This window comes from Pseudomonas sp., assembly GCF_051660785.1.
Lineage (GTDB): Bacteria > Pseudomonadota > Gammaproteobacteria > Pseudomonadales > Pseudomonadaceae > Aquipseudomonas.
In genome coordinates, this window is record NZ_JBOFQE010000058.1 from 239,004 (window position 1) to 264,078 (window position 25,075).

Below are 25,075 nucleotides of genomic sequence, written 5' to 3' on the forward strand. Positions count from 1 at the left end.
GCTGAAACGCGTGTGCAGTTGCTGCATAACTGGACGCGCTAGCAGTGGGAACACCTGGCTGAACTGGCGGAAAATCTCGGTCGCGATTTCGCCCATCTCGACAGCTCTTCGCTGATGGACAAGCTCAACCAGGCTGAAGATCTTTCAGAGTTGTTTGTGGTTGATGCCAGCGGCTCCATTGTCGTCTCGACCTGGAACGGACACAGTAAAAATCAACTCGAGAACACTCGTGCATTGGCAGAAGGATTGAAAGCGCCGTTTCTCCATGGCCCTTACGGCGATCCACTGACCTTGCACATCGGTCCATCGTCTTCGCGCTTCTACGATGAAGTCACGTTGATGTTCTATCAGCCCTTGAAGGCCGATGGAAAAGTCCTTGGCTGCCTCTGCGGTCGTGTACCAAACGATGTGTTAGGCGATCTTATCCAGCGCGAGGCCGGGTACATTTTTGCCGAATCGGGTGACAACTATCTGTTCATGGCGCAATCACGCTTTGATCCGGCAATTCAACCGGGAACCGCCTTGTCGCGCTCACGTTTTGAAGACGGTACGTTCACCCACGGCGAAAATCTGAAAAGCGGCGTGCACACGTCCTGGAAGACGGTGCAGATCCAGCGACATACTGAACTGGAACTGCGCTTTACCGACCCGGCGACGCAGCAATTGCACCCAGGCGTCCGCGAAACCATCCGCACAGGTTCCAACCTGTTCGTGACCTATCCCGGTTATTCGGATTACCGGCACATTCCGGTGGTCGGCAAGGGCGTTACGTTCCAATTGCCCGGATCACCTGACCGCTGGGGCATGATGTGTGAGGCCGATTTGGAGGAAGTCTACCGCCGGCGCTCCCTCAGCTTCGGTTTGATGAAGCCCTATCTCGCGACCATGACGGGACTCTTCGCCTGCAATTTCGCGGTCCAGCATTACAGCGGCCTGGCGCAGAACCTGATCGATACCGTCGAAGTCGTGAGCATGGTGTGCGCCACAGTCTGTTCAGCCTGTTGGGGCCCAAACGTCTCGCGGCCAGGTTGAACGAGATGACCAGTGTCATCAGGACCATCGCCGAGGGCGAGGGCAACCTTCGTCAGCGTCTGGATACCACGCGTATGGCCAACGATGAGACCGGTGACATGGCATGGGGCGTTGGATTAACAGTTTCATCGACCACCTGGACTCTGTGGTCGGGCAAGGGTGAAGGCCAGTCGCAACGTTGGTACCACCAATCAGATGCTGCTGGGTCGCAGCCAGGCAGCCGGAATCACTTCTGTCGAGGTGGCCCAAGCGGTGCATCGCATGATGATTATCGTTGAAGATCAATTGGGCGAGATCCAGCAAGCGTCGGCCAGCGCCGAGCAAATGAAGCAGGTAATGGATGAGGTGGTCACCCGTGCCCGCGAGCAATTTCTTGCCGTGCGGGAAGGCACGCAGTCGATTCGCGATGTGGTCGAGCGCTCTACTTCGAGCGTGCAGTTGCTCGATAGTCGCATGACCCAGATCGGCAAGATCACCGGCCTGATCAGTGACATTACCAACCAGACCAATCTGCTGGCACTGAATGCCGCCATCGAGGCCGCTCGCGCGGGTGAACATGGCCGAGGTTTTGCGGTGGTCGCCGATGAGGTACGTAGTCTCGCCTCACGCACATCACGCACATCACGCACATCACGCGCTGCCGACGACATTCGGCAGATGGTTGAAGGCCTGCAGAACGAAACGCAAAAAGCTGTCAGCCTTATGGAGGAGGGCGTCAAGGATGTCGATAACAGCCTGCGCCTGGCCGAAGATGCATCCTCGGAAAACGTGCAGCTGCATCAAGCCGTGGAAAGTATGTTTGCGATCATCCAGCAACTCAACAAGCGCAGCCTCGACTACGGCAAGACGATCAAGAAGGTCGACCAGTCCTCCATAGAGACGCGCCAGACTGTCGTCGTGCTGCAGAGCAGTGCGTAAACCGTGAGGTTGAATGCCTACAAACTGCAAAAATTAGTGGGGCAGTTTGAGGTGAGTAGCAACAACGAACGAGGTGCGGCTGCGTGAATTGTATGGGGGAACTATCACGCTCTGCTGCAGCGGTTAGCCGTTTCGACAGTCCCTTTCGAACTGCTTGACTGCTTTCGGACTGTTGGATTCAACCGGTCGATGCAACACAATAAGTCCTGTGTAAACAAGGGGGAGTTTTGCATCGACCGGCGGCAATCGGCTGACGCAGAGATTGGTAATGTGTCTGCAGGAGCAGGGTCGATTCACTGAGGTTTCATAAAATGCACGCCAATGGCGATGACTTCATTATCGTGTATTCATTCGTGGAGGTTATTGAGCGGGCTATCCCCCCTGGCAATTCAAGAGACTGCGCTCATTCAGCATGAGAGCAACGTTTCCGGGGAGTGCTCAGCCGCGAAGGTGAGGCTTGGAGTGAGTCATGAGCGGTACTATCAGTTCCTCGGCGCTTTTCACCACCTTCCCGAAGTACAAGCCAAAGTTCAACATCGCAGCCTCGTGCATGGCTTCATCACAATCGGCGCAGGCGTCAGACACCAGGATGCAACCGTATCCCCGGTCAGCGGCGTCACGCGCCGTGGTCTCGACACAGCAACTGGTGACCACGCCAGTGAACACCAAATTAGTAATGCCCATGCGCTGCAATGTCGTGTCTATCTCGCTGCCGTTGAAGGCACCCTGGGTGGTTTTACGAATGATCGTCTCGTCCCTCAACGGCGCAACCTCCTCGCGAAAAGCGTAGTCCGGATTGCCCACCCACCACATATCCTGAACGCCACCGGCGACTTCCAGTTCCTGCGTCCAGGCCCTGAAGCGTGCGGGACAATCGCGCATGTCCTGATACAGCGATCCGGTACACAGATGAATGACCGGCCGCCCCGCGTCACGGAATGCACTCAAGAGGCTGCTGATAGCGGGAATGGTGGTCTGTTCCAGTCGGTCCAGGTAATAGCGCATAGAGCCTTGGTCCACTGCTTCACAGGCCTTGACCCAACCCCGGTTCTCGGTGGCGTCACTGTGCTGAACATCGACCACAACCAACGCGGTTGCGCCAATATCGGAAAAGTCGACACCCGGAATGGTGGCGGACAAGGCCGTAAAATCGCTCTGTGGCCGATGCATATCAATCTCCATTATTATTAATTTTTAATCGCGATTCTAGTTGCATCACCACGCCGCATTGAGGTGTAAACGACACTCACCTATTAGATCGCGCCTCCTCCCGCGTCCGGGAAATGTGACTTGAATGAGTGAACAGCAACTGGCTGTATTCCAGCGATTAGCGACTGACACTCAACTCGATGTAGGCATATTGCTTGGTCTGCGACATTCATCTGCACCAGCACCAGCACCAGCACCAGCACCAGCACTAGATTAGGTTTGCGTACTGCTTGCGAGCAAAACAACAAGCTCTAACACTGAAGCATGATCTTCATCACCCCCATTAGCACCGGTCAAGTGAATTGCCCTGAGTCAGAGACAATCGATGACAGCTCCTGGCCGTTCTTTGCCGGCCGTCACTACGGCTTGTTCTGGTCAAGTCAATGCAAACGGTTGGTCAGCTTGGATGCAATTGACTGGTCAGGTCCAACGCAAATGGGTGGTCGAATCCATGCAATTACACACTCGACCAAACACGGGCTATGGTTGCGCAAGGTATAGATCCTCGTGCCTCTCGGAGGGAGGATCGTCTCAGTCATGGCCATGCCAGATACAAGCTCGGCAGCACTGCTGCGAAACAACACCTCCATGGACTTGGAGAGAATTTCGCGATCGCCATTAACCTACTTCTTAAGTCGACATGCCCGTGACAGTGTTCTGGCGGCGGGGCGAGTGTGCGGGCTACAAACTCTCTACCTGGGGTGTCGGGGCTCGAACGGCGAGTCCTGCGAACGATGCGCCAGCGTCCACGTAACGCAAGGCCGATTTCACGTCCTTCCAACCCACATAGCTCATTAGCGACTTGATGTCCCAGCCATTGGCTGAAGCCCAGGTGGCAAACCCTCGACGCAATGAGTGGCTGCTGTACAGGTCGGCGGGGACACCGGCCTGCTTGAAGATACGGCGAAGCATGGGTATCAGGCTGTTGGAGTTGATGCCGCCGTCAGCCAGATTGCCCCAGCGATCCACCTTCCTGAACACGGGCCCGCGCGCAATGCCGGCCACAGTGATCCAATTGACGTAAGCCAGAACTGGACACAGTTTCTTGAGGCCAGGGGTGTGGAACGTCGCCCCCAGGTGCTGTCGATCGCCTTTCGTATGCGGCAGATAGAAGGTGATGCCGGCACCGGCGTCTGCCTGGGTGTGCTCGACCTGCAGGCGTGCCAGCTCGTCACCACGAAATCCTCGCCAAAAGCCGATCAGCACCAAGGCGATGTCACGTCGATGCTTCATTACATTTCTGAAGTCGCCACGCTCAGCCGCAAGCGCCGCTTCGCGCTCGAGCCAGCTCACTGCTTGTTCTAGGTGAAGGAGGAGGAGAGGGGCCGCTTGTTTCTCTTGGGCCGGATGCAATGTCCGAATGCCCTTGATCATCTGTTTAACGGTAGGGGTCTTCGTGGGGTCAGGAAATCCCTGAGTGATGTGCCATTGAGCTAAAGCGGCCAGGCGCTGCTTCAGCGTGCTGATGGTGTGCTTATCCGCGTACTCGGCGAGGTAGCGCACGATGCCATCGCCGGTCGCCGGCAGAAACCCACCCCAGGTCACTTCGAAGTGCTCTACGGCGGCACGGTAACTGCGCCGAGTATTTTCCCGGGTGCCGGCCTGCAGATAGCGTTCAGCCTTGTTCATCTCGACCCTTCTACGCGAAACGTACCTTTTCCGGCGATGGAAAAAGCAAAAAACAGCATTATGATGCGATAACGCTCGATTATTTTATCAAAGAAAGCTACGTAGATTATTCTTTTTTGATCAAGTAAATGCTATGTATATACATAGTATGTAAAACAGTACGAAATCGAAGGAGAGGAAAATGGCGCGCGGCGGAATCAACAAGGCGATAGTCCTGGAGGCTAGGAGAGCGCTGCTCGCCCGCGGCGAGAACCCAAGCATCGACGCCGTGCGCATCGAGCTGGGCAATACCGGCTCGAAGACGACTATTCACCGATATTTGAAGGAAATCGAAGATTTTGACCCTCGGCCGCGGGCCTCTAGAGAGCGATTGAGCGATGAACTGACCGAGCTTGTGGCCGGCCTCTTAGAGCGAATGACGGAGGAGGGAGGCGAAGCTCTCGCGCATGCCCAGGCGCGTTTCGACGAGCAGCGCATTGAGCTGGAGCAAAAGCTCGACGGCTTGAATACCGAACTCGCCTCTTTGCAGCGGGAATTTGATAGTCAGAAAGGGGCGTTAGGGCTTCAAGCGGATGAGTTACAGATTTGTCAGGCAAGCCTGCAAGCCGAACTCACCCGCAATGCACGCCTAAGCCAAAACTGCAGTGACTTGGAACTCCGTGTTCAAGAAAAGGACGAGCAGATCCGCTCCCTGGAGGAAAAGCACCTGCATTCACGCGATGCGCTGGAACATTACCGTAACGCGGTCAAGGAACAACGGGAGCAGGAGCAACAGCGACACGAAGGGCAGGTGCAGCAAGTTCAGGTTGAGCTGCGACAGCTGCAACAAACGTTGATGCTCAAGCAAGATGAACTGACTCGACTCAACAGAGATAACGAGCGTTTATTAAGTGAGGCGCGACAGCAGGCCAAGGCGGCGGCGACGCATGAAGACGCGGCGCTTCGTTTGAGCGGTGAGATTGCCGCCATGAAGACAGCAGTTGCCAAGGCAGACGGGGCGAAAGAAGCGCTTCTGGAGCAGCTAGGCATATCGCGTGCCGAATCCAAGCGGCTAGAGGAGGGTTTGGCGCAGGCGATCTCGCAACTGGCGGAAGCCACGAGGTTGTCGGAGCAATATTCTGCGGAGCTCACTCAGCTACGACAATCCACAAATCATCCTGATACTGACAACGACAGCAACACAAAATAAATACAAGGGAGAGTTAGATTGATCAAATTTGACGCGGTATGTGGCGGTTCAGTTGCAGGCACTCTTGGCCTGAAATACGCGCATGAGCGCCTGACCCAGATGGTTTCTTCGGATGATTGTTCGGGGCCGCTGAAGCGTCTTGGGCGAATCGCATCCAGTGCTAGGAAGGTGACGCCCAAAATGACTAGGAAGGGTTTCGATGCGTAGCGGGCTAGTAGATCAGTAGCCAGAATCTACGCTGATCTCTATAGATACTTTGGTGGCGTCTGAAATTGCATTGATTTTTATTTCCAGCTGCTCCGTCAGATTCTCAAATAATGCTTCGCCTTCTGAGGACTCCACGTCAGCCGCTATCGTTAGGCGTACGTTGGAGGAAATGACGGGGTTTAGCCCCTCACTCGTTACGTCAATGTATGGCGCAATGTCTACTTGCCGATGCTTCGCTGGCAAGGCGCGCTGCCACCGTCTCTTGAAAAACGCGCCCGTTGGTGGCTCCAGCCAACTCGCGCTTGAGTCGGGGCAGTTCATCACCCCGCCAAATGGCGTATTGACATCAATGCGCCGACTTTGGCCTACTCGCGGACATCTATTGATGCCCATAACCTGATGTGAGAGGGGCGGCTTTCCGCTGGTCACCCCCGTGGTTGGATCTCAAATGCTAGAAAAGGAGTTCTTTACATGTTCCTGAATGACCAGGAAACAGCCACTGACCTGCTGTACTACGCCCCCATTGCCAAAACGGTAAAGCGCCTACTTGATGAATCTCGGGGAACCCCGGTCACTATTGGTGTGCACGGCGACTGGGGGGCGGGTAAATCCAGCGTCCTGAAGATGACTCAGCAACTACTCAACGCTGATGAGCGCGTCTGCTGTATCTGGTTCAACGGCTGGACATTCGAAGGCTTTGAGGACGCGAAAACTGTCGTTATCCAGACCATTGTCGATGAATTGCAGCGTGCACGGCCAGGCTCCAAGAAGGTCGCCGACGCCGCGAAGAAGGTCTTGCGACGTATTGATTGGTTCAAGCTGGCGAAGCATGCCGGAGGTCTCGGGTTCACCGCATTGTCCGGCCTACCCAGCATTGACCAGCTCAAAGGGGCAGTGGAGTCCATTTCGGCCTTCGTGCATAACCCGGGCGACCATCTCAGCATAGAAAGCCTCACCGGCCTTGCTGAGAGGGCCGGCGGCTTCATCAAGGATGCTGAGAAGGAGTCTGAGCAGCTCCCCGAGCACATGCACAAGTTCCGGGCCGAGTTCGAAGAGCTTCTGACGGCCGCAGACATTGACCAACTGGTGGTCATCGTTGATGACCTTGATCGATGCCTGCCCAAGACAGCCATCGCCACGCTTGAGGCCATCCGTCTCTTCCTCTTCGTAAACCGGACAGCATTCGTGGTCGGTGCTGACGAGGCCATGATCGAGTACGCGGTGCGCGAGCACTTCCCAGACCTGCCACAGGGGGCGGGGCCGGTGACCTATGCGCGTAACTACCTCGAAAAGCTCATTCAGGTACCGTTCCGCATCCCGGCACTGGGGCTGGCGGAGACCCGTAGTTACATCACGCTCCTACAGTTGGAAAGCGTCGTCAAAACCGATGACGATCAACTCAAGAAGCTCTTAACGGCCGCTCAGAAGGATATGCTCCGGCCCTGGAAAAGCAGCGGCCTCGACCGCAAAGCGCTAACTGCTGCTTTCGGCGATCCACTTCCTGACTTTGTCCAGGAAGCACTGGATACCAGTGCCTTGCTGGCGCGGATCTTGAGTGAAGGTACTCGCGGCAACCCCCGGCAGATCAAACGCTTCCTGAACTCGATGATGCTGCGCCACGCCATCGCCGAGGCTCGAGGATTTGCTGAGGATATTCGGCGTCCAATACTTGCGAAAATCATGCTGGCTGAGCGTTTCCACCCTGACTTTTATGAGCAACTGGCACGGATCGCGAGCCTGGATGCGGACGGTTCGGTACCTGCAATCGCCGAGCTGGAAAAGCGGACCAAGAAGTCAAAGGGAACCGCCTCAGAGTCGGAGGAGGGGAAAGGCTCTGGGAAGCTCAAGGCTGTGGCCAACTCTGGCGATGTGCACGATTGGGAGAAGAGCGACTGGATCAGCAACTGGGCGGCGATCGATCCCGCGCTGACCGGTGTTGATCTGCGCCCCTACATTTTCGTGACTCGCGATAAACGCAGCTCCTTGATGGGGCAGGTCGCAGTGAGTCATCTCGAGGCGCTCGTTGACAAGCTAATGGGCCCTGCATTGCAGATCCGGCAAGCGGCCACGAAGAAGGACATCGTGGCATTAGCTGAAGTTGATGCCGAGAATGTTTTTGATGCACTCCGCGATCGGATAATCCAAGCAGACGAGTATTCGAATCAACCCAAAGGCGTTCCGGGATTGATCGAACTTGTCAAACAACGCCCCGCGCTACAGAAACGTCTAGTCGAATTCGTCCGATCTCTGCCCACGCCCAAGCTTGGCATGTGGGCTCCCGCCCCATGGCATGAAAGCCTAAAGGACACCAATGCCATCCAGGGGCTTGAGGGGATTCTGAGGGGCTGGAGCCAGCAGGTCGAGAACGAGACGCTTCAGAAGGCATCCAAGCGCGTACTTGAATTCAGCGGAAAATCTTAAGGATTGATATGGGTACCTCCAAAGGATATGGAGGCCCGAGCTCCGGCTTGGTGCCCTCCTGGATTGATGATGTAGCACAACCAGCCGGCCCCGCCGCTCAACCGAATGGGCCTGGCCAATCAAATCCATCTCAGTCAGGCTCTACCCCGTCTCAGCCAGGCTCATCTCCATCCGGGCCGGTGAACAATGACGGCACTGGCTCACTTCGGGGTGCCCGCAGCAGCTTCACCCGTTTCGCCCGTACTGGAAGCCCCAGCGATTTGGGGAATGCCCTGTCTTCCTATGTGCGTAAAGGCGTAGGGGGATCATCGAGAGGTGCGCGGCGCATGGGAACATCCCGCGCTACTGCGGCAAAGCTGCTCAGTATCTTCGGGGATGTTCAGCGCAACGGGGCAGCAGAGACACTACGGCGATTGCAACTCACCGTGGCTCCAGGGCAACCGGCCTCCCAGGTATTACTCGCGCTGCTTGAGTTCATTTGCCCGCCTGGTGGGGCGATTGACGAAGGCGTTGCGCGCCAGGCTGCACTGAACACGATCGCCGAACTGGACGAGGCAGGCAGCGGCAGCTTCGAGGATATGACTGAAGCTGATCGGCAAAACTTCTTCCTCAACTTCGTAGCGAATTCGATTGAGAGCATGATCATGGCGGACTTGGGCGGTAGGGGCATCACCATGCCGGATGATGTGGAAGCGGTTGAACGCATCCAGTCTCAGCTGAGTTCGTTCATCACAGGTTGTACGCGAGGTCAGCTCGCCAACCGGCTGGAGCAATGGCCGGCGCCCACAGACCAAGAGGTCAATCAGGTCACGTCTGCGATTTATGAGGCGGCGTTCGATCTTATCGCGACTGCAGCGGAGGGGCTGGAATGAGGCACCACAGCATATCTGCCGGCTCGGCGAAACGGATGACGAGGATCTAGCGCTGCTGGAGTCAGGTAGTGTCATCACCAATATCCAGTTCCTTGACGGGCACGGGCGATTGCAGTTCGGGATTGGCCAAGCCATTGAGCAATTGGCTGATCTGGGGCTTAGCCCAGGAGAGACTGCCGTCGATCTGGCACTGCTGGCGGCGACCCTTACCGCGGCGGACACCAGAATCTCACGAGACACCGAATCGGAGAATTCCTGGACGAGGGAGATCGACCTCTACGTCCCCGTCGCAGATCCCGCAGTATGGACAGCAACGTCCGACCTGCTGGCCTCGACCTTGAAATTCCTCACTGGTGATCGCTGGCGCCTGGTCTTCCGCGAGCGGCCCACAGATATCGATGAGCTATCTCCCGCTCCGGAGAGCTTGAGAACAGATGAGTCGGACAGCGTCTGCCTGTTCTCAGGGGGGATGGACAGCTTCATTGGGGCGATCGATCTATTCAGTGGCGGCGGCAATCCATTGCTTGTGAGCCATTACTGGGACACCAACAGCACCAGTACCTATCAGAACGACTGCCGGGCAGCGATGCAGGAGAGGTTTTCCGAGAGGTCGATCAACCACGTCCAGGCCCGTGTGGGGTTCCCGCACGATCTCGTGGAGGGTGGAGGTAGTGAAGATACGCTTCGAGCGCGCTCATTCCTGTTCTTCGCGCTGGCGGCCATGGCCGCGGAAGCGATCGGCGACTCGATCACCATCCATGTGCCTGAAAATGGTCTGATCTCTCTGAACGTTCCCTTGGATCCGCGCCGCCTGGGTGCATGTAGCACGCGCACGACTCATCCATACTACATGGCGCGGGTGAATGAGCTCTTCGGGCGTTTGGGCCTAAGCACTAGGCTATTCAACATGTTCAGCCATCTCACCAAGGGCCAAATGGCAGAGCAGTGCTCTGACCCTGAGTTCCTAGCGGATCATGTGCATCTCACGATGTCGTGCTCCTCGCCAGGAAAGGCAAGGTACCATCCTGACCCCTCGAATCGATCACCCAAGCACTGCGGGTTCTGCGTCCCCTGCATTATCAGGCGGGCAGCAATTCATCGTGGGTGCGGGCCGGATCAAACCCGATATGTCATCCCGGATCTACATGCGCAAGCGCTGGACACGAACAAATCTGATGGCGAACATGTGCGCTCTTTCCAGCTGGCCATCGCGCGCCTCAAACGTGCTCCACACCGCGCCAAGTTCGCAATTCATGAGCCCGGGCCTTTGATCGACCATCCTGACAGCTTGGATGACTTCGAACAGGTTTATCGATATGGACTGCTGGAAGTCGACGATTACCTCGAGGGTGTGACAGCCATACCACTATGAAACCGCAGAAGAGCTCGATTCCAAAGTGGGTGGATTTCCACTGCCACCTTGACCTCTATCCCGATCACGAGCGTCTCATCGTGGAGTGCGATCAGGCAGGGGTCGCTACCTTGGCCGTGACCACTACACCGAAAGCATGGCGGCGCAATCGTGAGCTTGCGGCATCGTCTCGGCATGTCCGGGTGGCATTGGGGTTACATCCCCAACTGGTGGCCGAGCGTGAATCGGAGCTGCCGCTACTGGAGCGCCTGCTTGAGGAGACTCGATACGTTGGAGAGGTAGGGCTTGATGCCGGGCCCCAATTCTATCGGAGCTTTGAGGCGCAGGAACGGGTCTTCAAGAGGGTGCTCGAGGCTTGCTCGGAGCAGGGTGGGAAGATTCTCACCGTCCACAGCGTACGGAGTGTTGGAAAGGTGCTTTCCCATATCGAGCGCCTGCTTCCGACTGACCGGGGGACGGTGGTGCTTCACTGGTTTACCGGCTCCCCCAGTGAAGCTAGGAGGGCTGTGGAGCTTGGATGCTATTTTTCGATCAACTCGCAGATGCTGACCTCTGCCAAGCACCGCAACCTCGTCGCCTTGCTACCGTCTGACCGGCTTCTCACCGAGACCGATGGCCCGTTCGTGCAAAGCGAGGGACGACCAACCAGGCCTGCTACCGATATCCCAAAAACGGTACAGGCGCTGGCGCTGCTTCGAGAGCAATCGTCAGAGCAAGCTGCAGCCCAAATCATTAGTAATCTGCGAGATCTAGTACGTACCTAGTATCTCGACGCGCGAAACTCGCCGCCTGAAAACTGAGAATCTAATCAGCAGTGTTCTCCTGCCCAGGCCCTCCAGAGGATTTGTCGCTGTACTGAAGCAGGATGCTGAGTTTTTCTCCACGCACCCGGTCAGGTGAGTTGAAGTGCTTCTCTTGGTAGTCGGATGGGCCGAATACTCGGAAATGCTCATCAGGCAGGAACACGGGCGCGTAGACGAAATCCTTACGATGGCCACACTCGTCAGGCAGGGGAATCACAAACTGGTACTGGAAATTCCCGTACTGAAATATGAACTGAAACCTATATGTCGATTCTTGAAACGCCTCTCTCACCTTGGCAACGATGCAGGTGATTTTGTTCGGATTGACGCCTCCGCTTATCCCCCACTCTATAACCGGCACGGAGCCACTCAAGCCAGGCTTATGGTTTTTACTCAGAAGCCAGGGTTTCAGGTAATCGAATTGGCGGTGATCATCGCCTGGCATCATGGCCAATGCCATTTTGATGAGCATCTTGTGAATGGCGGTCGGGTAGTAGGGTTGGCGCACAACCTGGAAACGGAGTTGATTCTTGCCCTCGACCTCCAACGCATCGACACCACCTTTATCACCGATACAGATGACTAGGTTGGATTGGTCGACAGCCGAAATCTCTAAGTCTGGGGCTTTGTACTTGGGGATGCCATTGCGCCCCCGGATTCGCTGAAATGGACGGTGAGGGTGGGTGTAGGCTGCGAAGCTGTTTTCAAGATGATCCCCGAAGTGGTGATTGCACTGATCGCACTCCAACTCATCGATAATCGTCTTGTTCCCCAGAAAAATGGGTATGGCATGCGACTCTTCGCGGAAGGTCGTGGATATCTCGTCTTTCCCACAATACCGACACACCTTCGGTTGCTTGTGCCCCAGCCTGCGTTTCAGCTGAGTGGGAGAAAACACGTTGAACACATGGAGAACGTAGCGCTCAGTCAGCGCTCTGCCTCGCTTTTCGTTGAACTCAATGAATTTTTCGATCACGCCGCGTGGCTCCACTGAAACTTGAGCAGCACCCTGGTGAGGGTCGTTCTTTGGAGGTTCGGCCGCACCTGAGCCGCACCATTTGAGGATGTTAAATGATACCGGTCTGCCGGCAAAACGCGTAGAGCGGCGCTAATGTGCCCCAGAGATTCTGTGGATTGGCAGGCTCGCGTGCGCTTTTGTCCGCTTCAACCGGAAGCTAAAGCCCCATCTACAGGTAGGCCCTGATAGCCAACCGGTGTAACGTATTGCGGACCAAAACGGTACTGGAGTGGCGCTAGCTTGCGTGTACCAGGAGAGTCATGGAACATCCGGGTCTGACAGTTATCGGATATTGCATTTGTATCGCGCCTTAGAGGTAGAGTCAGTTGACATAGGACTATCAACACCGGGTCCAGACCTATAATGGTTTTTGAACGCTGACAAAACAGCGACCGTCAACGGCGGCTGGGCGCTGATACAAAGTCCCGCTCAGATTCGGCTTCACACTCATTGATTCCCTATAGATCTCATCAAAGGCGAGCAATGTCTCAGAAAAATTTTTACCGTCGCCGGACGCTGGCTGCACAGCTCGCTAAGCTAATAACGCAAGTGGCAGTGGGCAGTGCTGCTGCGTCAGGTGTCTTCCTGACAGCGCCACGCCGAACCGGGAAGTCCACTTTCGCCCGCGAAGACTTGAGGCCTGCCTTGGAAGAGGCGGGAGCCATTGTGTTGTATGCCGATCTTTGGAAGGACCTGCCGACAGAGCCAGGTGCTGTCATAGTCGAGACTGTCCGAGAAGCTATTGGACGTGAGGAGAAACTCATGAGCCGATTGGCGATAGCTCCCGGGCCGGAAGCGGTAAGTGTCGGTTGCGTGAATTTCAACGTGAACAAAATTGGGCTCGGGAAAAAAATCGGTCTCACTAAGGCATTTGAAGCGCTGTCCGATGAGGCGAAAAAACTCATTGTTCTGATAATCGACGAAACTCAACATGCCATCACGACAGACGAAGGTGTCGCAGCACTCTTTGCGCTAAAGGCGGCCAGGGACGAACTTAACAGCTCCAAACATTATGGTCTTCGCATCGTTTGCATCGGATCAAACCAAAACAAGCTTGCCATGCTTCGCAATAGCAGCGATGAGGCGTTTTTTGGGGCCCCAATGCTAAAGCTCCCAATGTTGGATGAAGACTTCGTTGACTGGTATTGCAAGGCGCTTGACCTTCCAAATAGTCTCGACCCTTCAGATGTATTCCAGTTGTTTCAAGAGAGTGGTTATCGCCCCGAAATTCTCAGCGCAGCCGCAGACGGTATCTGTTTCGATCTCACCGTCGACCCTAAAGCCATCCTGGTGCGTTTTGCCGAGCTTGTCCGAGCGCAAGCGGAAGCGCTAAATGCGAATCTTAAGATAGTGATTCATAGCCTCACACCGATCCAGTCTGCCGTCATTTGTGTGATGGGTGCAAAGGGTGAGGGTTTCGCGCCCTTCGAATCTTCGACTATGGAGTTGTATGCCAAAGCGATAGCGAACGCTGGCATAGCGATAAGCGAGTCGAGGGTCGAAGTGCCAGATGTGCAGCTAGCGCTCATGGCGCTGCAGGAAAAGAAACTGGTCTGGAAAACTTCTCGCGGTGTCTATACGATCGAGGAACAGGTGATAGTTGACCTTCTACGCAAAGATGGTCTGTTGGATGACCTAGTGTGAACACTCATCAATAGTGTTTCCTGCGTTGCAGCACCGTAGATGAGTGCTCCCGTGCGTGGCGTTTTATTCCTCGTTATCGAGACAGCTAAATCGTTGTGGCCGTGGAATTGGTGAATTGCCACGTAGAGCCGCTTTCACAAACTCCGCCACAAGCTCAAGGCTTTCACGATCTGCTGCGTAAACCGCCTCAACAAGTCTGTCTCTTGCTCGACGCTTGATCATCAATATTTCGTCAAAGCTGGCTACTCTTGAACGTTCGCTGCGATCACTCATGTGATGACTCACTTGCTGGTTAACTGAAATCTCAGCTGATCGGATGTCAGAGGCCTCCAGCCTGATAGGGATCGCAGGTCGTTCTCTCCTGGACTCGCTGGCCGTACACGAGATTCCGGTGGTTCCATTTGTTTTGGTGTTGAAGTACTTTGAAGGGCGCGCCTAGCTCCCGCCAAGACGATCACTTCAATCGTAATACCGGAGTTTCGTGTACGGCCGTTTGACCTATCAAAGTAAACCTGCGCAGGAGGTCTGAACGATGACTGATGAGCCCGTCGAATGTCGACCCTATAGCCGGTTTGAAGATGGGTATGAGGATCTTCCACTCGATTCAAACGAGATCGAGGTGCGCCTGGCTATCGCTGACTATGTGATTCGCCGAGTTGCTGGCACACCCACGGGTGAAAGCATTTTCAAGGGATTGGTCAGGAATTTTGAGAACCGCTACCCACACCATAAATTGCTCGCTCTTTATTTGACTAGGCCTGAATCTTTGGTACCGGAAGACGGGGAAAATGAGTCAGAGGCGGAGGTTGAGGATAGCGAGGCCAGCCTTTCACTGAATAAGCTGGATATCAAATTGTGTGAAAGCCTGCTCCATTATCATCCGGATCAAGAACCGTGTGGCCCACTCGCAGGATTAAGCTTTGATTTCGCTGACCGAGAATCCCGTCGCCGAAAAAAGTGACGGTCTTGGGGAGTGTTAGGAGGTAATACCAGCCTAAACCCTCGAGACGTGTATCGAAACCGCGGACGAGGTCTCCATCAGGTTTTTTTACGTATCGGTGCTTTAAAAGGGAGCACAGAATGAGCGCTGAAGTCGATAGCGATATCGCAGCTAATGCCCGGGCCAAGCTTGAGCGTCTGCAAAAGTCGTCCAAGTATCGTAGTTTTTTTAACGTCGATGCTATTGATGCTTTTAGTAAGGTAGAAGGCACCGCTTTCGCCGGTGTGCCCTTGAAGCGTGCGAAGGTTTTTGACGATCCATCGTCGCGTGGCTGATTGCCGATAATATGAAAAATCGAGCGGTGCTCGGTTTATGTGGTCACTCTTTTGAGGCACCACAGCTTCCTACAAGATCTTGAGTCGTAAAACCACGTCTGAGCGCGTCAGAGGTCAAAGGGCACGGCAGTCCCACGAATGACGCAGAGACCTTTTTATTGGAAAATCAGTCGTGCCCGTCCGCCTTGTGGGTGAACAATACCTTCACGTTCACTAGGTCTATTTCGGTGCTGATTTCCAATTGTGAGTACGACCGGCCAGCAACTGTCAAAATCGGTATCTTCTGCCCATCTTGATTGATCGCTTCGCTCGCCTCAAGAAGCGGCTCCATGCACCACTGACCAGTTTTGTTGACAAAACCAGGGGTGACATAGTGGATCGACCGAATTCGAAAGGAGTCATGCTGCTGCTCAAGGATATCTTTGAGTGAGTCAAACGAAGAGACCATGAACATCTCACCCACGAACTCCTTGCCTTCACGAACCTCTGCGTACAGATAAAACCATGGATACATTACCGTCTGCCGAACGAAGGGGCGCGCAAGAAAATCGTCATTGAATAGGCTGGTAAAGATCATCGATCGTCCATGCTCCTGGTTCATGGCAGGCCGCTCCGCATCGTAAATGCACAATATATGTTTTAGTCATATATTGTGCAATGAAGCTTTATCGTTCCTTTTGTGAGATCGCAAAATGGAACTGAGGAAAGCATTTGGGGCAACGCTTAGGCAGGTTCGCCTTCAGAAAAACCTTACGCAGGAGGATTTTGCGCTTGTTAGTAGCCGGACCAATGTCAGCTTGCTCGAGCGAGGCGGCACCAGCCCGACGCTTGATAAGCTCGAAGAGCTTTGCAGCGCTCTCGGCATCCATCCGGTCAGCTTGGTGGCGGCATGCTATATGCGGAAAGAAAACACCGGGGATATCAGTAGATTTCTATCCCATGTAGAGAATGAGCTGCAACTCATTGGAGATGTCATCGACAATGGAAAAGGAGGGCAGGTGTGACATCTGACCCTCATAATCATAGTGCGCATAGAATTAGCTCAACTAAATAGTCGTTTAGTTGAATTATCAATGAGTTAGCGAAAATTCTCGATTTAACCCCAGCAGTCGCGCAAGTAGTTCCAGGAGACGGGAGGAGGCATGCGCTTCGCTGGTTTTCACCTAGTCTCAGTCCCAAAATTTGCAACTGAGACTAGGTGCCAAACGCAACCTCAACAACCGATGGTTCAGGTCACTGTTGAAAATAAATCGCACGTGAAACCAAGGGTAGTATTTCGTCTGGAACCCCCCGGAGCTAGGAACGCAACGGGGCTTTAACATCCCAGACGCCTCAGGTTCCTCAAGGATAAAGCACACAGACTTAGTATTACTCTGCAAACCCGTTTTTTTGACCCGCCATCGTCGTCCGCACAGCATCTGCGCGCTCATCATGCGGACTGTTTACACAGCGCATGGCAGCCTTTGCAATCTGCGTAACAGCATCACGCTGAAAGCTACAGATTTCACATAGCATCGAGTTTGGAAATCGGTTTTTGAACTCGAGTTCCTGGGAGCAGATCGTGGATGAGGAAAAACCGTAAGTAAAAAAAGTAAAAGGAAGCGAATTTCGACGGAAGACGGGAAAACGCGAAGTAAAAAAAAATATAAGGAAGCACGTGTGGCGACGAATCCGCCAAAATCGGAAGCAAAAAAAATAAACGGAAGCTTCAGGGTCTTATCCAAACAATTACTTCCTAATCTTTATGCAGATTTACTTCCGCGTACTGGGGCCTGGGTGAATTGAACGCTTTGAAATCTGCGTGCAACCGGGCTGATCTCGAAACACATTGTTACGTGTAATGTATATTATGTTAAATGATGTGTCAGGGTGGAACTTCTACCAAAGGCCCTTTCAAGCTACCAATCCCAGATCCCGTCATCCGACTTCCGCTGCAAAGACAAATCACCTGCCGGAAATCGAAGGACTCTATAGATCTCAGAAACCACCTGCATCGTGGCATCTTCGATCGTTCCTTCATTACGGCATAAAACCCAGCCATGATCTGCAATCGCTTGCTCGAACGCCCGGGTACAAGCGACATGTTCCTCCAGCTTGTGCATCACAGTGCTGCTCAGCCCACGCCGCCGTGACGCTGCCCGTGCCCATGAAATATCAGGGTCGGTGACAACCCCGACATGCAGGTCTGGCACTTGCACGTTTCGATCGATGTTCAACTGTAGAATCTCTGCAAACGGGACTATCCGGCGAAACGCGGCATCAGACGGATACCAGCGATCAATCAAGATGATGCTGTCCGGTGGCTGTTTAGCCAGCACGTGTTGGGAAATCCAGGTGCGGCTATCAGCCAAGCGCTCACAAACCCCCAACTCTAGATCCCGACTGGGATTTCTGACGAGTTTGTTAACGAGGGCCATTGTTTCACCCCTATAGGGATCACTTTTACTCTCGCAAAGTCGGATCACCTTTTTGTTGTCTGCCCTCAGTACTTTCGTAACGGCCTCCAACAGAGTGGTTTTGCCGGTTCCCTTGGGCCCATCTAGAGAAATAAACAGCGAACGATTCATTCTTCAAGCAACGATTGATATACGGTTTTTTATGCCCGGCTCGTTCACTGGAGGCGCTTGGCGCGCCTACGCAAATCGAGCGGAGGGACCTTATGAACAGACATTGATGAGCACTCTAACCCGATTTCTGGCTAACGGGTCTCAAATTCAGGGTCGTCGAAGATCTCAACCTATCACTGGCCCTCCCGGAAATGAGGATGACCCGTGAACAGGCAAACCAGCCACATCGACCTGGTGGACTCCAGCCCCGGCAGCGTAGATAGGCCGAAACTTACCGGATTGCTCCGCCAGATTGCCGATGCGTATTACAACTACTATTCGACTTTCAGATGCGCATAGCTATCAACAAATCGCTTAAATTTGTGTTGACCACACGTGTAGGCCTCGTACTTCGCAGGTAAAGACTCACTCACGCAAGTTGGCACTGGCTCAACAACCGCATCGAAATCCAAATCAATAAAAAATGGAATCGAATAACGCTCCAGACCACTGGTATTAATGACGCGATGCATCGTCGAGGTGTAGCGATCGTTGGTGAGCGTTTGAACCAGATCACCAATATTGACGATAAAAGTGCCTTCGACCGGTGGGGCGGTAACCCACTCCCCTGCCCGGTTCATGACTTGCAATCCGCCCACTGCATCTTGCGACAGGACAGTCAGGAAACCGTAGTCTGTGTGCGCTCCGATGCCAATCTCCTCAAGGGAAACCTTTCCGATCTGTGGCGGGTATCGCAAGACTCGCTGGATAGTGATGGGCTTGCGCTGCAGGTGCTCAAAATAATCTTGTGGCAAACCCAAACTCAGCGCGATCCCGCCGATGAGTGTTCTCGCGAGTGCCAATACAGCGGAATGATAAGTTTCGGCAACTTGTTCGAACTGCGGCAGTGCAGACGGCATCTGATTAGGGCCGAAAAACGGAGAAATCTCATCGTAATGAGCTCCACAGTCAAAACACTCTTTGAAGTCTCGGGTATTGGCAGGATCCACGTTTTCCGCATACATCGGTATATAACCCCGTAGCGTAAGCCCGGAATTGACGATATTAAGTTTGTTCTTTTCTTCGAATGTGAGCTTGAAAAAGCTTTTGGTAAGGGCGTACATCTGATCTATCAATTGCTGCCCGACGCCATGGTTTTTTATATAAAAAAACCCGACCTTTTCGCAGGCGTCACCTATTTGGCTTGCTACCAGCAGCGGATTTTCGCCGTTTATGAGTGACGATACATCGATGACCGGGATTTCAGTGAAAGCTGTTTGTTTGCTGGCCAGACGAATATCAAATAACTCTGTCACGTTTGCGCTCCCTTCCAAGATGAATGACAGGCTCGGATGAGCCAACCCAGTCCCCGTTTTGGCGAATGTTAATCCTGGATTTTTCACCACGCAAGCGAAATGTACACCTGTGTCATCACTCGTTGACACCGGTGTACATTTGTCCTAATTTCAAGTCACCAAACCTGATGAAGCTCACTTTGGAGCGCACCGAGATGTCCAGCGATCCCTTGCTGCAACCCTATAAAATCAAGAATCTGACCCTCAGAAACCGGATCATGACCACCTCCCATGAACCGGCTTACCCTGTGGACGGCATGCCCAAGGATCTCTACCGCGCCTACCACGTGGAGCGCGCAAAAGCCGGGGTCGCCCTGACCATGACTGCTGGCTCTGCTGCCGTATCCCGAGACAGCCCGCCGGTGTTCAACAATGTGCTCGCCTACAAGGACGAAGTGGTCGGATGGTTGAGGGACCTGGCTGATGAGTGCCATGAACATGGCGCGGCCGTGATGATTCAGCTGACTCACCTGGGTCGCCGTACTCGCTGGGACAAGGCCGACTGGTTACCAGTGGTGTCGCCGTCACACCGCCGCGAGGCGTCGCACCGTTCCTTTCCGAAGAAAATGGAGGAATGGGATATTGAGCGGATCATCAAGGACTATGTAGATGCTGCGGAGCGCATGAAGGCGGCAGGTCTTGATGGCCTGGAGCTTCAGGCCTACGGGCATTTGATGGACCAGTTCTGGTCTCCATTGACCAATGACCTCGACGGTCCTTACGGCGGTTCGCTGGAAAACCGCATGCGTTTTACCTTCGACATTCTGCGTGGCATCCGTCAGCGGGTCGGCGAAGATTTTCTGCTCGGGGTTCGCTACACCGGTGATGAAGAACTGCCTGGTGGCTTTACTGCCAGCGAGGGCATGCAGGTTTCTCACATGCTCAAGGACAGCGGACTGGTCGATTTTCTGAACGTCGTGCGTGGCCACATCGATACGGATGCAGGGCTGACCGATGTCATTCCGATCCAGGGTATGCGCAATTCACCCCATCTCGACTTCGCTGGCGAGATCCGCTCCTCGACGGGCTTCCCGACCTTCCACGCAGCGAAGATTCCAGACGTGGCCACGGCGCGCTACGCGATCGCCTCGGGCAAAGTGGACATGGTGGGCATGACCCGTGCGCACATGACCGATCCGCACATCGTGCGCAAGATCATCGAGAAGCGCGAAGAAGACATTCGTCCGTGCGTGGGTGCCAACTATTGTCTGGACCGCATCTACCAGGGCGGCGCGGCTTACTGCATTCACAACGCGGCGACGGGCCGTGAAACCACCATGCCCCATGAAATCCCCAAGGCTGCCGTCAAGCGCAGAGTCCTGGTGGTGGGGACTGGCCCCGCAGGGCTGGAAGCGGCGCGGGTTGCCGGTGAGCGCGGCCACGACGTGACGGTGCTTGAGGCGGCCGACCAACCCGGCGGGCAGATTCGACTGACAGCGCTGAGCGAGCGTCGTCGCGAGATGATCAGCATCATTGATTGGCGCATGGCGCAATGCGAACGGCTGGGGGTGAAGTTTCACTTCAACACCTGGGCAGAAGCCGACACCGTGCAAGCCTTCGAGCCAGACGTGGTGATCGTTGCGACCGGCGGCCTGCCGGATACCGAGGTGCTCCGCGAGGGCAACGAACTGGTGGTTTCAACCTGGGACATCATTTCCGGTGACATCAAGCCCGGGCGCAACGTACTGATCTTCGACGATGCGGGGGATCATGCCGCTCTGCAGGCTGCGGAGGTCATCGCGCAAAGCGGTGCGACCGTGGAGATCGTCACCCCTGACCGCTCGTTTGCACCTGAAGTCATGGCCATGAACCTGGTGCCCTACATGCGCAGCTTGCAGGATCTGGACGTCACATTCACCGTGACCTACCGGGTCGATACCGTGGAAAAACGGGATGGCGGGCTCGTTGCAACCTTTGGCAGCGACTACGGGAAGGTTCACAAACAGCGCGTGGTCGATCAGGTGGTCGTCAACCACGGCACCCTTCCCCTGGACGACTTGTACTTCGACCTGCGTCCTCTCTCCACCAATGGTGGCGCGGTAGAACAACATGACCTGATCGCCGGCACCGCCCAGAACATCGTCACCAATCCCGAGGGACGCTTCCAGCTGTTCCGGATCGGCGATGCCGTGTCTGCGCGCAACACCCACGCGGCCATCTACGATGCCTTGCGCCTGATGAAAGACATCTGAATTAGAGCCTCCCTTAGTGGTGGAACGGAGGCTCAAAACAAGCAAAACTCCGGCAGTGAAGGCCCATCGAAGGTCTTCACTGCATCCCTGCCCCGCTTACATTCCCCGCCGCGCCACTTCAGCGCCAGCCTCTACCGCCCGCCCCACAATGGATTCGATGTTCTGATCGGCCATCGATTGCAACGCTGCAGCCGTTACGCCGCGGTAAGCCATCAACGACTCAATCATTAGTTGTGGATCGCGGCTGGCAAGCATCTGACCGCCCCCGACCACCACGCCGTGTGCAGCGCGCTGAGCGATGGCAAGGGGAATGCCCGCAGCCACCGCCTGATTAGTCAGCGCCAGTTGCAACATTGCCGGGAAAGCCGGCCCAGTCCCGGACAACGCGCTGAGGTAATCAATGCAGTCTTCATCAGGCACTTCATCCGCCGCACCTACACACTCGAACAGTCGTTGCACCCACTGGCGGTCGTGCTCTGGAAGATTTCCGGCACTGAACCAGGGTGTGAACGACTGCCTGATTTCCACGGCCGCATTCGGCATGGCTCGCACCACTGCATTCGCACCGGTGGCTGCACTGATCGCTGCCGCTGGAACTCCGGCCATCAGGGAAATCACCCGCTTGCCGCGGGCGTTGATCTGCAGTTCACGAAACTGCTCAGGACGAATAGACAGCACGACAACATCGCTGAGGTCGACCAACTGCTGATTGTCGGCCAGCAGTCTCACGCCTGGCTCGAAGGTACTAACGCCGGAGCGGTTCGAGATCAACAAACGGTCAGGCTTGATGAAGCCGCTATCGAGCAGCGCCTCGGCGATCGCACGCCCAAGCCAGCCGGTGCCCCCGATGATGCCCAGGGTTCTACTCTCCATCGGCAGCGGACTCCTCGAACGTTTCGGCCAAGGGAACAAAAACACCAGGCTCTTTTTCCGCGTAGCCGAACTTTCCATAAAAGCGGTCCAGCTCGCGCCGCTTCGGTACCTTGCCGGTAAACACACTCACGTACTGAGGGATCCGTCGAAATCGAATGACAATGTCTTCACTGGTTTTCATGGAGATGTAGCCGATCTGCGTGAGGTAGATCGTCCTGGCCCGAACGTCGGCGCCCTCCCCGTCGTAGCCAAAACGTCGAAACATCGCGGCCAGGGCATTCATCCGTGCCTCATCGGCCAAAGCGATTTCAGCGGTGACCTCGTCCGATTGCAGCGCCCAACTGCGCACGGCAAATTCGAATTGCGAGTCAAACAACTCAGGGTTCACCCAGCATTCGAAGACGTTGAGAATCGCTTCGGAAATGCTTTCGGCGTAACTCTCGCATTGGCTGACCATGCCGCCGGTGTTCTTGTCCCGCCATCGAGCCAGGAGTGCACCGAGCAGCTGTTCCCGATCTTCATAGAACCAATAGAAGCTGGTTCGAGACAAATTCAAGCGTTTGGCCAGCGGCATCACCCGCACAGCATCCACTCCCGATTCTTTAAGGGCATCGTAGGCGGCGTCCAGCCAGCCATCGACGGAACCTCGCCAGCCTGCGTCCTGCGCTTTGGTTTTCGCCCTTCCTGTCTGAGACATCGGGGTTGCACCTTTCTTTGAAAATTCCTGGTCACTGTACACCCCAGGTGTCTGTCGCGTACACGGCATGTACATGGGCGTACATTTTCAAGACACCGACCGGGCAATCGTTTTCTTCATCAACGTTATTGACCATCGCCCTCGCCGTCTGCCACAGAAACAAAAAAGAGACCGAGGCAAGTTGCAAGCCCTTTAACTTTCCACCGATGAAAACCTGGCAGACGACTCACATAACCCGTCGTGATATTTGAATGGACAAATGTAACTTCACTTTATGCACACGCAACCGGCACCCTCTAAGTAAGTATTTTTCGATAACGTCACGTTATCTTTGGCCCAGTAAAAAAGTTGGTAGACGCTGCGATCCGTTGAAATTAAATAATGGTGCGCCAAAAACTACCAGGCAGGTTGCCCAATGAAATTCAATAATAAAGTGGTGGTCATAACCGGCGCTGCCGGCGGTGTCGGACAGGCATTAGCGTTATTGTTCGCACGAGAAGGCGCCAGGCTTGTTTTGTCTGATCTTGATGAAGCCGGTTGTAAATCAATTTCCGCCAAAGTCCGCGACCTGGGCGCTGAAGTGCACTACGTGGCGGGTGATTTACGCCGTAAAGAATATTGCGAAGCGATTGTCCAAACGGCCGTCGATGTTTTTTCGGGGATCGACATCGTATTGAACAATGCGGGCATCATTCCCCGCGGCACGATTGAGGAAACCACTGACGACATGTGGTTTGACGTCATGGGCGTAAATCTGAATGCGGTGTTCTTTATCTGCCGTGCCGCGATACCGCACATGAAAAACCGCCCGGGCGCCGCAATCGTCAACACATCATCAGTCTGGGGCATTTATCCAGGTCCCGCCCACGTGGCGTATTGCACAAGCAAAGGGGCTGTCGCGGCGTTAACCAAAAATCTGGGCCGCGATTGCGCCCCTTTAGGCATCCGCGTCAATGCCGTGTGCCCGCACGAAATCAATACCCCGATGATACGCAGCGGTTTCGAGCGTCGTGGCCTGGACGGCTAAGGAGAGGTAGCGATGCTCAAAGGTAAAAATGTAGTGGTGACCGGGGGCGGCAGAGGCATTGGCCGAGGGATCACCGAACAATTGCTGGAGGCAGGCGCTTCTGTGCTGATCGCTCAGCGCCAGGCACTGGACGCCGACTTGCAAAATCACCCTCAGGTCTGTTTCGTCGAGGCCGATCTCGCTTCGATGGAGTCCCCCAACTTGATCGCCCGCTTCGCCCGGGAGCAGCTTGGCGGAATCGATGTCTTGGTTAACAACGCCGGGTTCATGTTCGAGAAGTCCATTGATGACATGACCGAACAGGACTGGGATCGCATGATGGCGGTCAACCTGCGGGCGCCAGCGTTCTTGTGCAAGGCGTTGGTGCCGCAGATGCGTCAGCGCGGTGGTGGCAGCATCATCAACATCGGCTCGATCGAAGGGATAGGCGCCAACCCTGAGCATGCTGCGTACTGTGCCTCCAAGGCGGGTATCCATGGGCTGACCCGAGCCTTGGCAATCGATCTCGGCCGGGACGGCATTCGCTGCAACGCCATTGCTCCGGGGTGGATAAATTCCGAGTTGAGTGATGCATACCTCTCCACTCAATCGGATCCGCGTGCGGCGCGCCAGGCACTCCTGCGCCTTCACCCGGTCGGACGGACCGGATTGCCGGCGGATGTTGGCGGGACAGTCGTTTTCCTGGCCTGCGAATCATCGGCCTTTATCACCGGGCAGGTGCTGGTGGTGGATGGGGGGCGCACGGCGAAACTGCCACTGCCGTTTTGATCGAATCAGCCAGAGTTGCGGCGGAGGG

At 55.0% G+C, this 25,075-nt stretch carries 23 protein-coding genes; 14 read left to right on the forward strand and 9 right to left on the reverse strand.

The window, feature by feature from the left end:
* The first annotated feature begins 114 nt into the window (after positions 1 to 114).
* Both ACRC4F_RS15075 and ACRC4F_RS15080 read left to right on the forward strand, forming a co-directional pair.
* A complete protein-coding gene (locus tag ACRC4F_RS15075; RefSeq protein WP_438660028.1) occupies positions 115 to 1,032 on the forward strand; it encodes a hypothetical protein in 918 nt (305 codons plus the stop codon).
* A 336-nt stretch (positions 1,033 to 1,368) separates the two neighbouring features.
* Positions 1,369 to 1,950 carry a methyl-accepting chemotaxis protein gene (locus ACRC4F_RS15080; RefSeq protein ID WP_438660137.1) on the forward strand — a complete coding sequence of 194 codons (582 nt, stop codon included), beginning with the start codon at positions 1,369 to 1,371 and terminating at the stop codon, positions 1,948 to 1,950.
* A gap of 438 nt (positions 1,951 to 2,388) precedes the next feature.
* Here ACRC4F_RS15080 and ACRC4F_RS15085 read toward each other — a convergent pair whose 3' ends face one another.
* A complete protein-coding gene (locus tag ACRC4F_RS15085; RefSeq protein ID WP_438660029.1) occupies positions 2,389 to 3,120 on the reverse strand; it encodes a cysteine hydrolase family protein in 732 nt (243 codons plus the stop codon).
* Between the two features lie 720 nt (positions 3,121 to 3,840).
* Positions 3,841 to 4,788 (reverse strand): site-specific integrase, encoded by a 948-nt coding sequence (locus ACRC4F_RS15090; RefSeq protein ID WP_438660030.1) that lies wholly within the window; start codon positions 4,786 to 4,788, stop codon positions 3,841 to 3,843.
* A gap of 181 nt (positions 4,789 to 4,969) precedes the next feature.
* Between ACRC4F_RS15090 and ACRC4F_RS15095 the strand changes: the two genes are divergently transcribed.
* The 5 genes from ACRC4F_RS15095 (at position 4,970) to qatD (ending at position 11,613) form a co-directional block, all read left to right on the forward strand.
* Positions 4,970 to 5,977, forward strand: a complete 1,008-nt coding sequence (locus tag ACRC4F_RS15095) for a DNA-binding protein (RefSeq protein ID WP_438660031.1) — start codon at positions 4,970 to 4,972, stop codon at positions 5,975 to 5,977.
* A gap of 678 nt (positions 5,978 to 6,655) precedes the next feature.
* Positions 6,656 to 8,605: a Qat anti-phage system ATPase QatA gene (gene qatA / locus ACRC4F_RS15100; RefSeq protein WP_438660032.1), complete on the forward strand. Its 1,950-nt coding sequence runs from the start codon at positions 6,656 to 6,658 to the stop codon at positions 8,603 to 8,605.
* Positions 8,606 to 8,931: 326 nt separating this feature from the next.
* Entirely contained in the window at positions 8,932 to 9,477 is a 546-nt protein-coding gene (gene qatB, locus ACRC4F_RS15105) for a Qat anti-phage system associated protein QatB (protein ID WP_438660033.1), read from the forward strand.
* Positions 9,428 to 10,849 (forward strand): Qat anti-phage system QueC-like protein QatC, encoded by a 1,422-nt coding sequence (qatC, locus tag ACRC4F_RS15110; protein ID WP_438660034.1) that lies wholly within the window; start codon positions 9,428 to 9,430, stop codon positions 10,847 to 10,849. The genes qatB and qatC overlap by 50 nt, the downstream gene beginning before the upstream one ends.
* Positions 10,846 to 11,613: a Qat anti-phage system TatD family nuclease QatD gene (qatD, locus tag ACRC4F_RS15115; RefSeq protein WP_290024052.1), complete on the forward strand. Its 768-nt coding sequence runs from the start codon at positions 10,846 to 10,848 to the stop codon at positions 11,611 to 11,613. Before qatC ends, qatD begins: the two co-directional genes overlap by 4 nt.
* Positions 11,614 to 11,653: 40 nt before the next feature.
* On the opposite strand, the gene ACRC4F_RS15120 is transcribed toward qatD, so the two are convergent.
* Entirely contained in the window at positions 11,654 to 12,628 is a 975-nt protein-coding gene (locus ACRC4F_RS15120) for an HNH endonuclease (RefSeq protein ID WP_290024053.1), read from the reverse strand.
* A 525-nt stretch (positions 12,629 to 13,153) separates the two neighbouring features.
* Here ACRC4F_RS15120 and ACRC4F_RS15125 point away from each other — a divergent pair.
* Positions 13,154 to 14,314, forward strand: coding sequence for an ATP-binding protein (locus tag ACRC4F_RS15125; protein WP_438660035.1), 1,161 nt, complete (start codon positions 13,154 to 13,156; stop codon positions 14,312 to 14,314).
* Between the two features lie 63 nt (positions 14,315 to 14,377).
* On the opposite strand, the gene ACRC4F_RS15130 is transcribed toward ACRC4F_RS15125, so the two are convergent.
* On the reverse strand, positions 14,378 to 14,587 hold the full coding sequence (locus tag ACRC4F_RS15130) for a hypothetical protein (protein ID WP_438660036.1): 210 nt from the start codon (positions 14,585 to 14,587) through the stop codon (positions 14,378 to 14,380).
* Between the two features lie 259 nt (positions 14,588 to 14,846).
* Between ACRC4F_RS15130 and ACRC4F_RS15135 the strand changes: the two genes are divergently transcribed.
* Positions 14,847 to 15,275, forward strand: coding sequence for a hypothetical protein (locus tag ACRC4F_RS15135; protein WP_438660037.1), 429 nt, complete (start codon positions 14,847 to 14,849; stop codon positions 15,273 to 15,275).
* Positions 15,276 to 15,394: 119 nt separating this feature from the next.
* Positions 15,395 to 15,589: a hypothetical protein gene (locus ACRC4F_RS15140; RefSeq protein WP_438660038.1), complete on the forward strand. Its 195-nt coding sequence runs from the start codon at positions 15,395 to 15,397 to the stop codon at positions 15,587 to 15,589.
* A gap of 166 nt (positions 15,590 to 15,755) precedes the next feature.
* Here ACRC4F_RS15140 and ACRC4F_RS15145 read toward each other — a convergent pair whose 3' ends face one another.
* Positions 15,756 to 16,190, reverse strand: a complete 435-nt coding sequence (locus tag ACRC4F_RS15145) for a hypothetical protein (protein ID WP_438660039.1) — start codon at positions 16,188 to 16,190, stop codon at positions 15,756 to 15,758.
* Between the two features lie 91 nt (positions 16,191 to 16,281).
* Here ACRC4F_RS15145 and ACRC4F_RS15150 point away from each other — a divergent pair, with 91 nt between their 5' ends.
* Positions 16,282 to 16,593 (forward strand): helix-turn-helix domain-containing protein, encoded by a 312-nt coding sequence (locus tag ACRC4F_RS15150; RefSeq protein WP_438660040.1) that lies wholly within the window; start codon positions 16,282 to 16,284, stop codon positions 16,591 to 16,593.
* An 894-nt stretch (positions 16,594 to 17,487) separates the two neighbouring features.
* Here ACRC4F_RS15150 and ACRC4F_RS15155 read toward each other — a convergent pair.
* Both ACRC4F_RS15155 and ACRC4F_RS15160 read right to left on the reverse strand, forming a co-directional pair.
* The gene (locus ACRC4F_RS15155) at positions 17,488 to 18,156 is read right to left on the reverse strand and encodes a dTMP kinase (protein WP_438660041.1); all 669 of its coding nucleotides are present in this window, start codon (positions 18,154 to 18,156) and stop codon (positions 17,488 to 17,490) included.
* 314 nt (positions 18,157 to 18,470) lie between these two features.
* Complete coding sequence (locus tag ACRC4F_RS15160) at positions 18,471 to 19,451, reverse strand: isopenicillin N synthase family dioxygenase (RefSeq protein WP_438660042.1); 981 nt, start codon at positions 19,449 to 19,451, stop codon at positions 18,471 to 18,473.
* A gap of 194 nt (positions 19,452 to 19,645) precedes the next feature.
* Between ACRC4F_RS15160 and ACRC4F_RS15165 the strand changes: the two genes are divergently transcribed.
* Positions 19,646 to 21,682 carry an oxidoreductase gene (locus tag ACRC4F_RS15165; protein ID WP_438660138.1) on the forward strand — a complete coding sequence of 679 codons (2,037 nt, stop codon included), beginning with the start codon at positions 19,646 to 19,648 and terminating at the stop codon, positions 21,680 to 21,682.
* Between the two features lie 96 nt (positions 21,683 to 21,778).
* Here ACRC4F_RS15165 and ACRC4F_RS15170 read toward each other — a convergent pair whose 3' ends face one another.
* Together ACRC4F_RS15170 and ACRC4F_RS15175 are read right to left on the reverse strand one after the other, a co-directional pair.
* Positions 21,779 to 22,555, reverse strand: coding sequence for a pyrroline-5-carboxylate reductase family protein (locus tag ACRC4F_RS15170; protein WP_438660043.1), 777 nt, complete (start codon positions 22,553 to 22,555; stop codon positions 21,779 to 21,781).
* A complete protein-coding gene (locus tag ACRC4F_RS15175) occupies positions 22,545 to 23,252 on the reverse strand; it encodes a TetR/AcrR family transcriptional regulator (RefSeq protein ID WP_438660139.1) in 708 nt (235 codons plus the stop codon). Before ACRC4F_RS15175 ends, ACRC4F_RS15170 begins: the two co-directional genes overlap by 11 nt.
* Before the next feature lie 415 nt (positions 23,253 to 23,667).
* On the opposite strand from ACRC4F_RS15175, the gene ACRC4F_RS15180 reads away from it, so the two are divergent.
* Positions 23,668 to 24,279: an SDR family NAD(P)-dependent oxidoreductase gene (locus ACRC4F_RS15180; RefSeq protein ID WP_438660044.1), complete on the forward strand. Its 612-nt coding sequence runs from the start codon at positions 23,668 to 23,670 to the stop codon at positions 24,277 to 24,279.
* Between the two features lie 12 nt (positions 24,280 to 24,291).
* On the forward strand, positions 24,292 to 25,047 hold the full coding sequence (locus tag ACRC4F_RS15185; protein WP_438660045.1) for an SDR family NAD(P)-dependent oxidoreductase: 756 nt from the start codon (positions 24,292 to 24,294) through the stop codon (positions 25,045 to 25,047).
* Positions 25,048 to 25,075 lie beyond the last annotated feature (28 nt).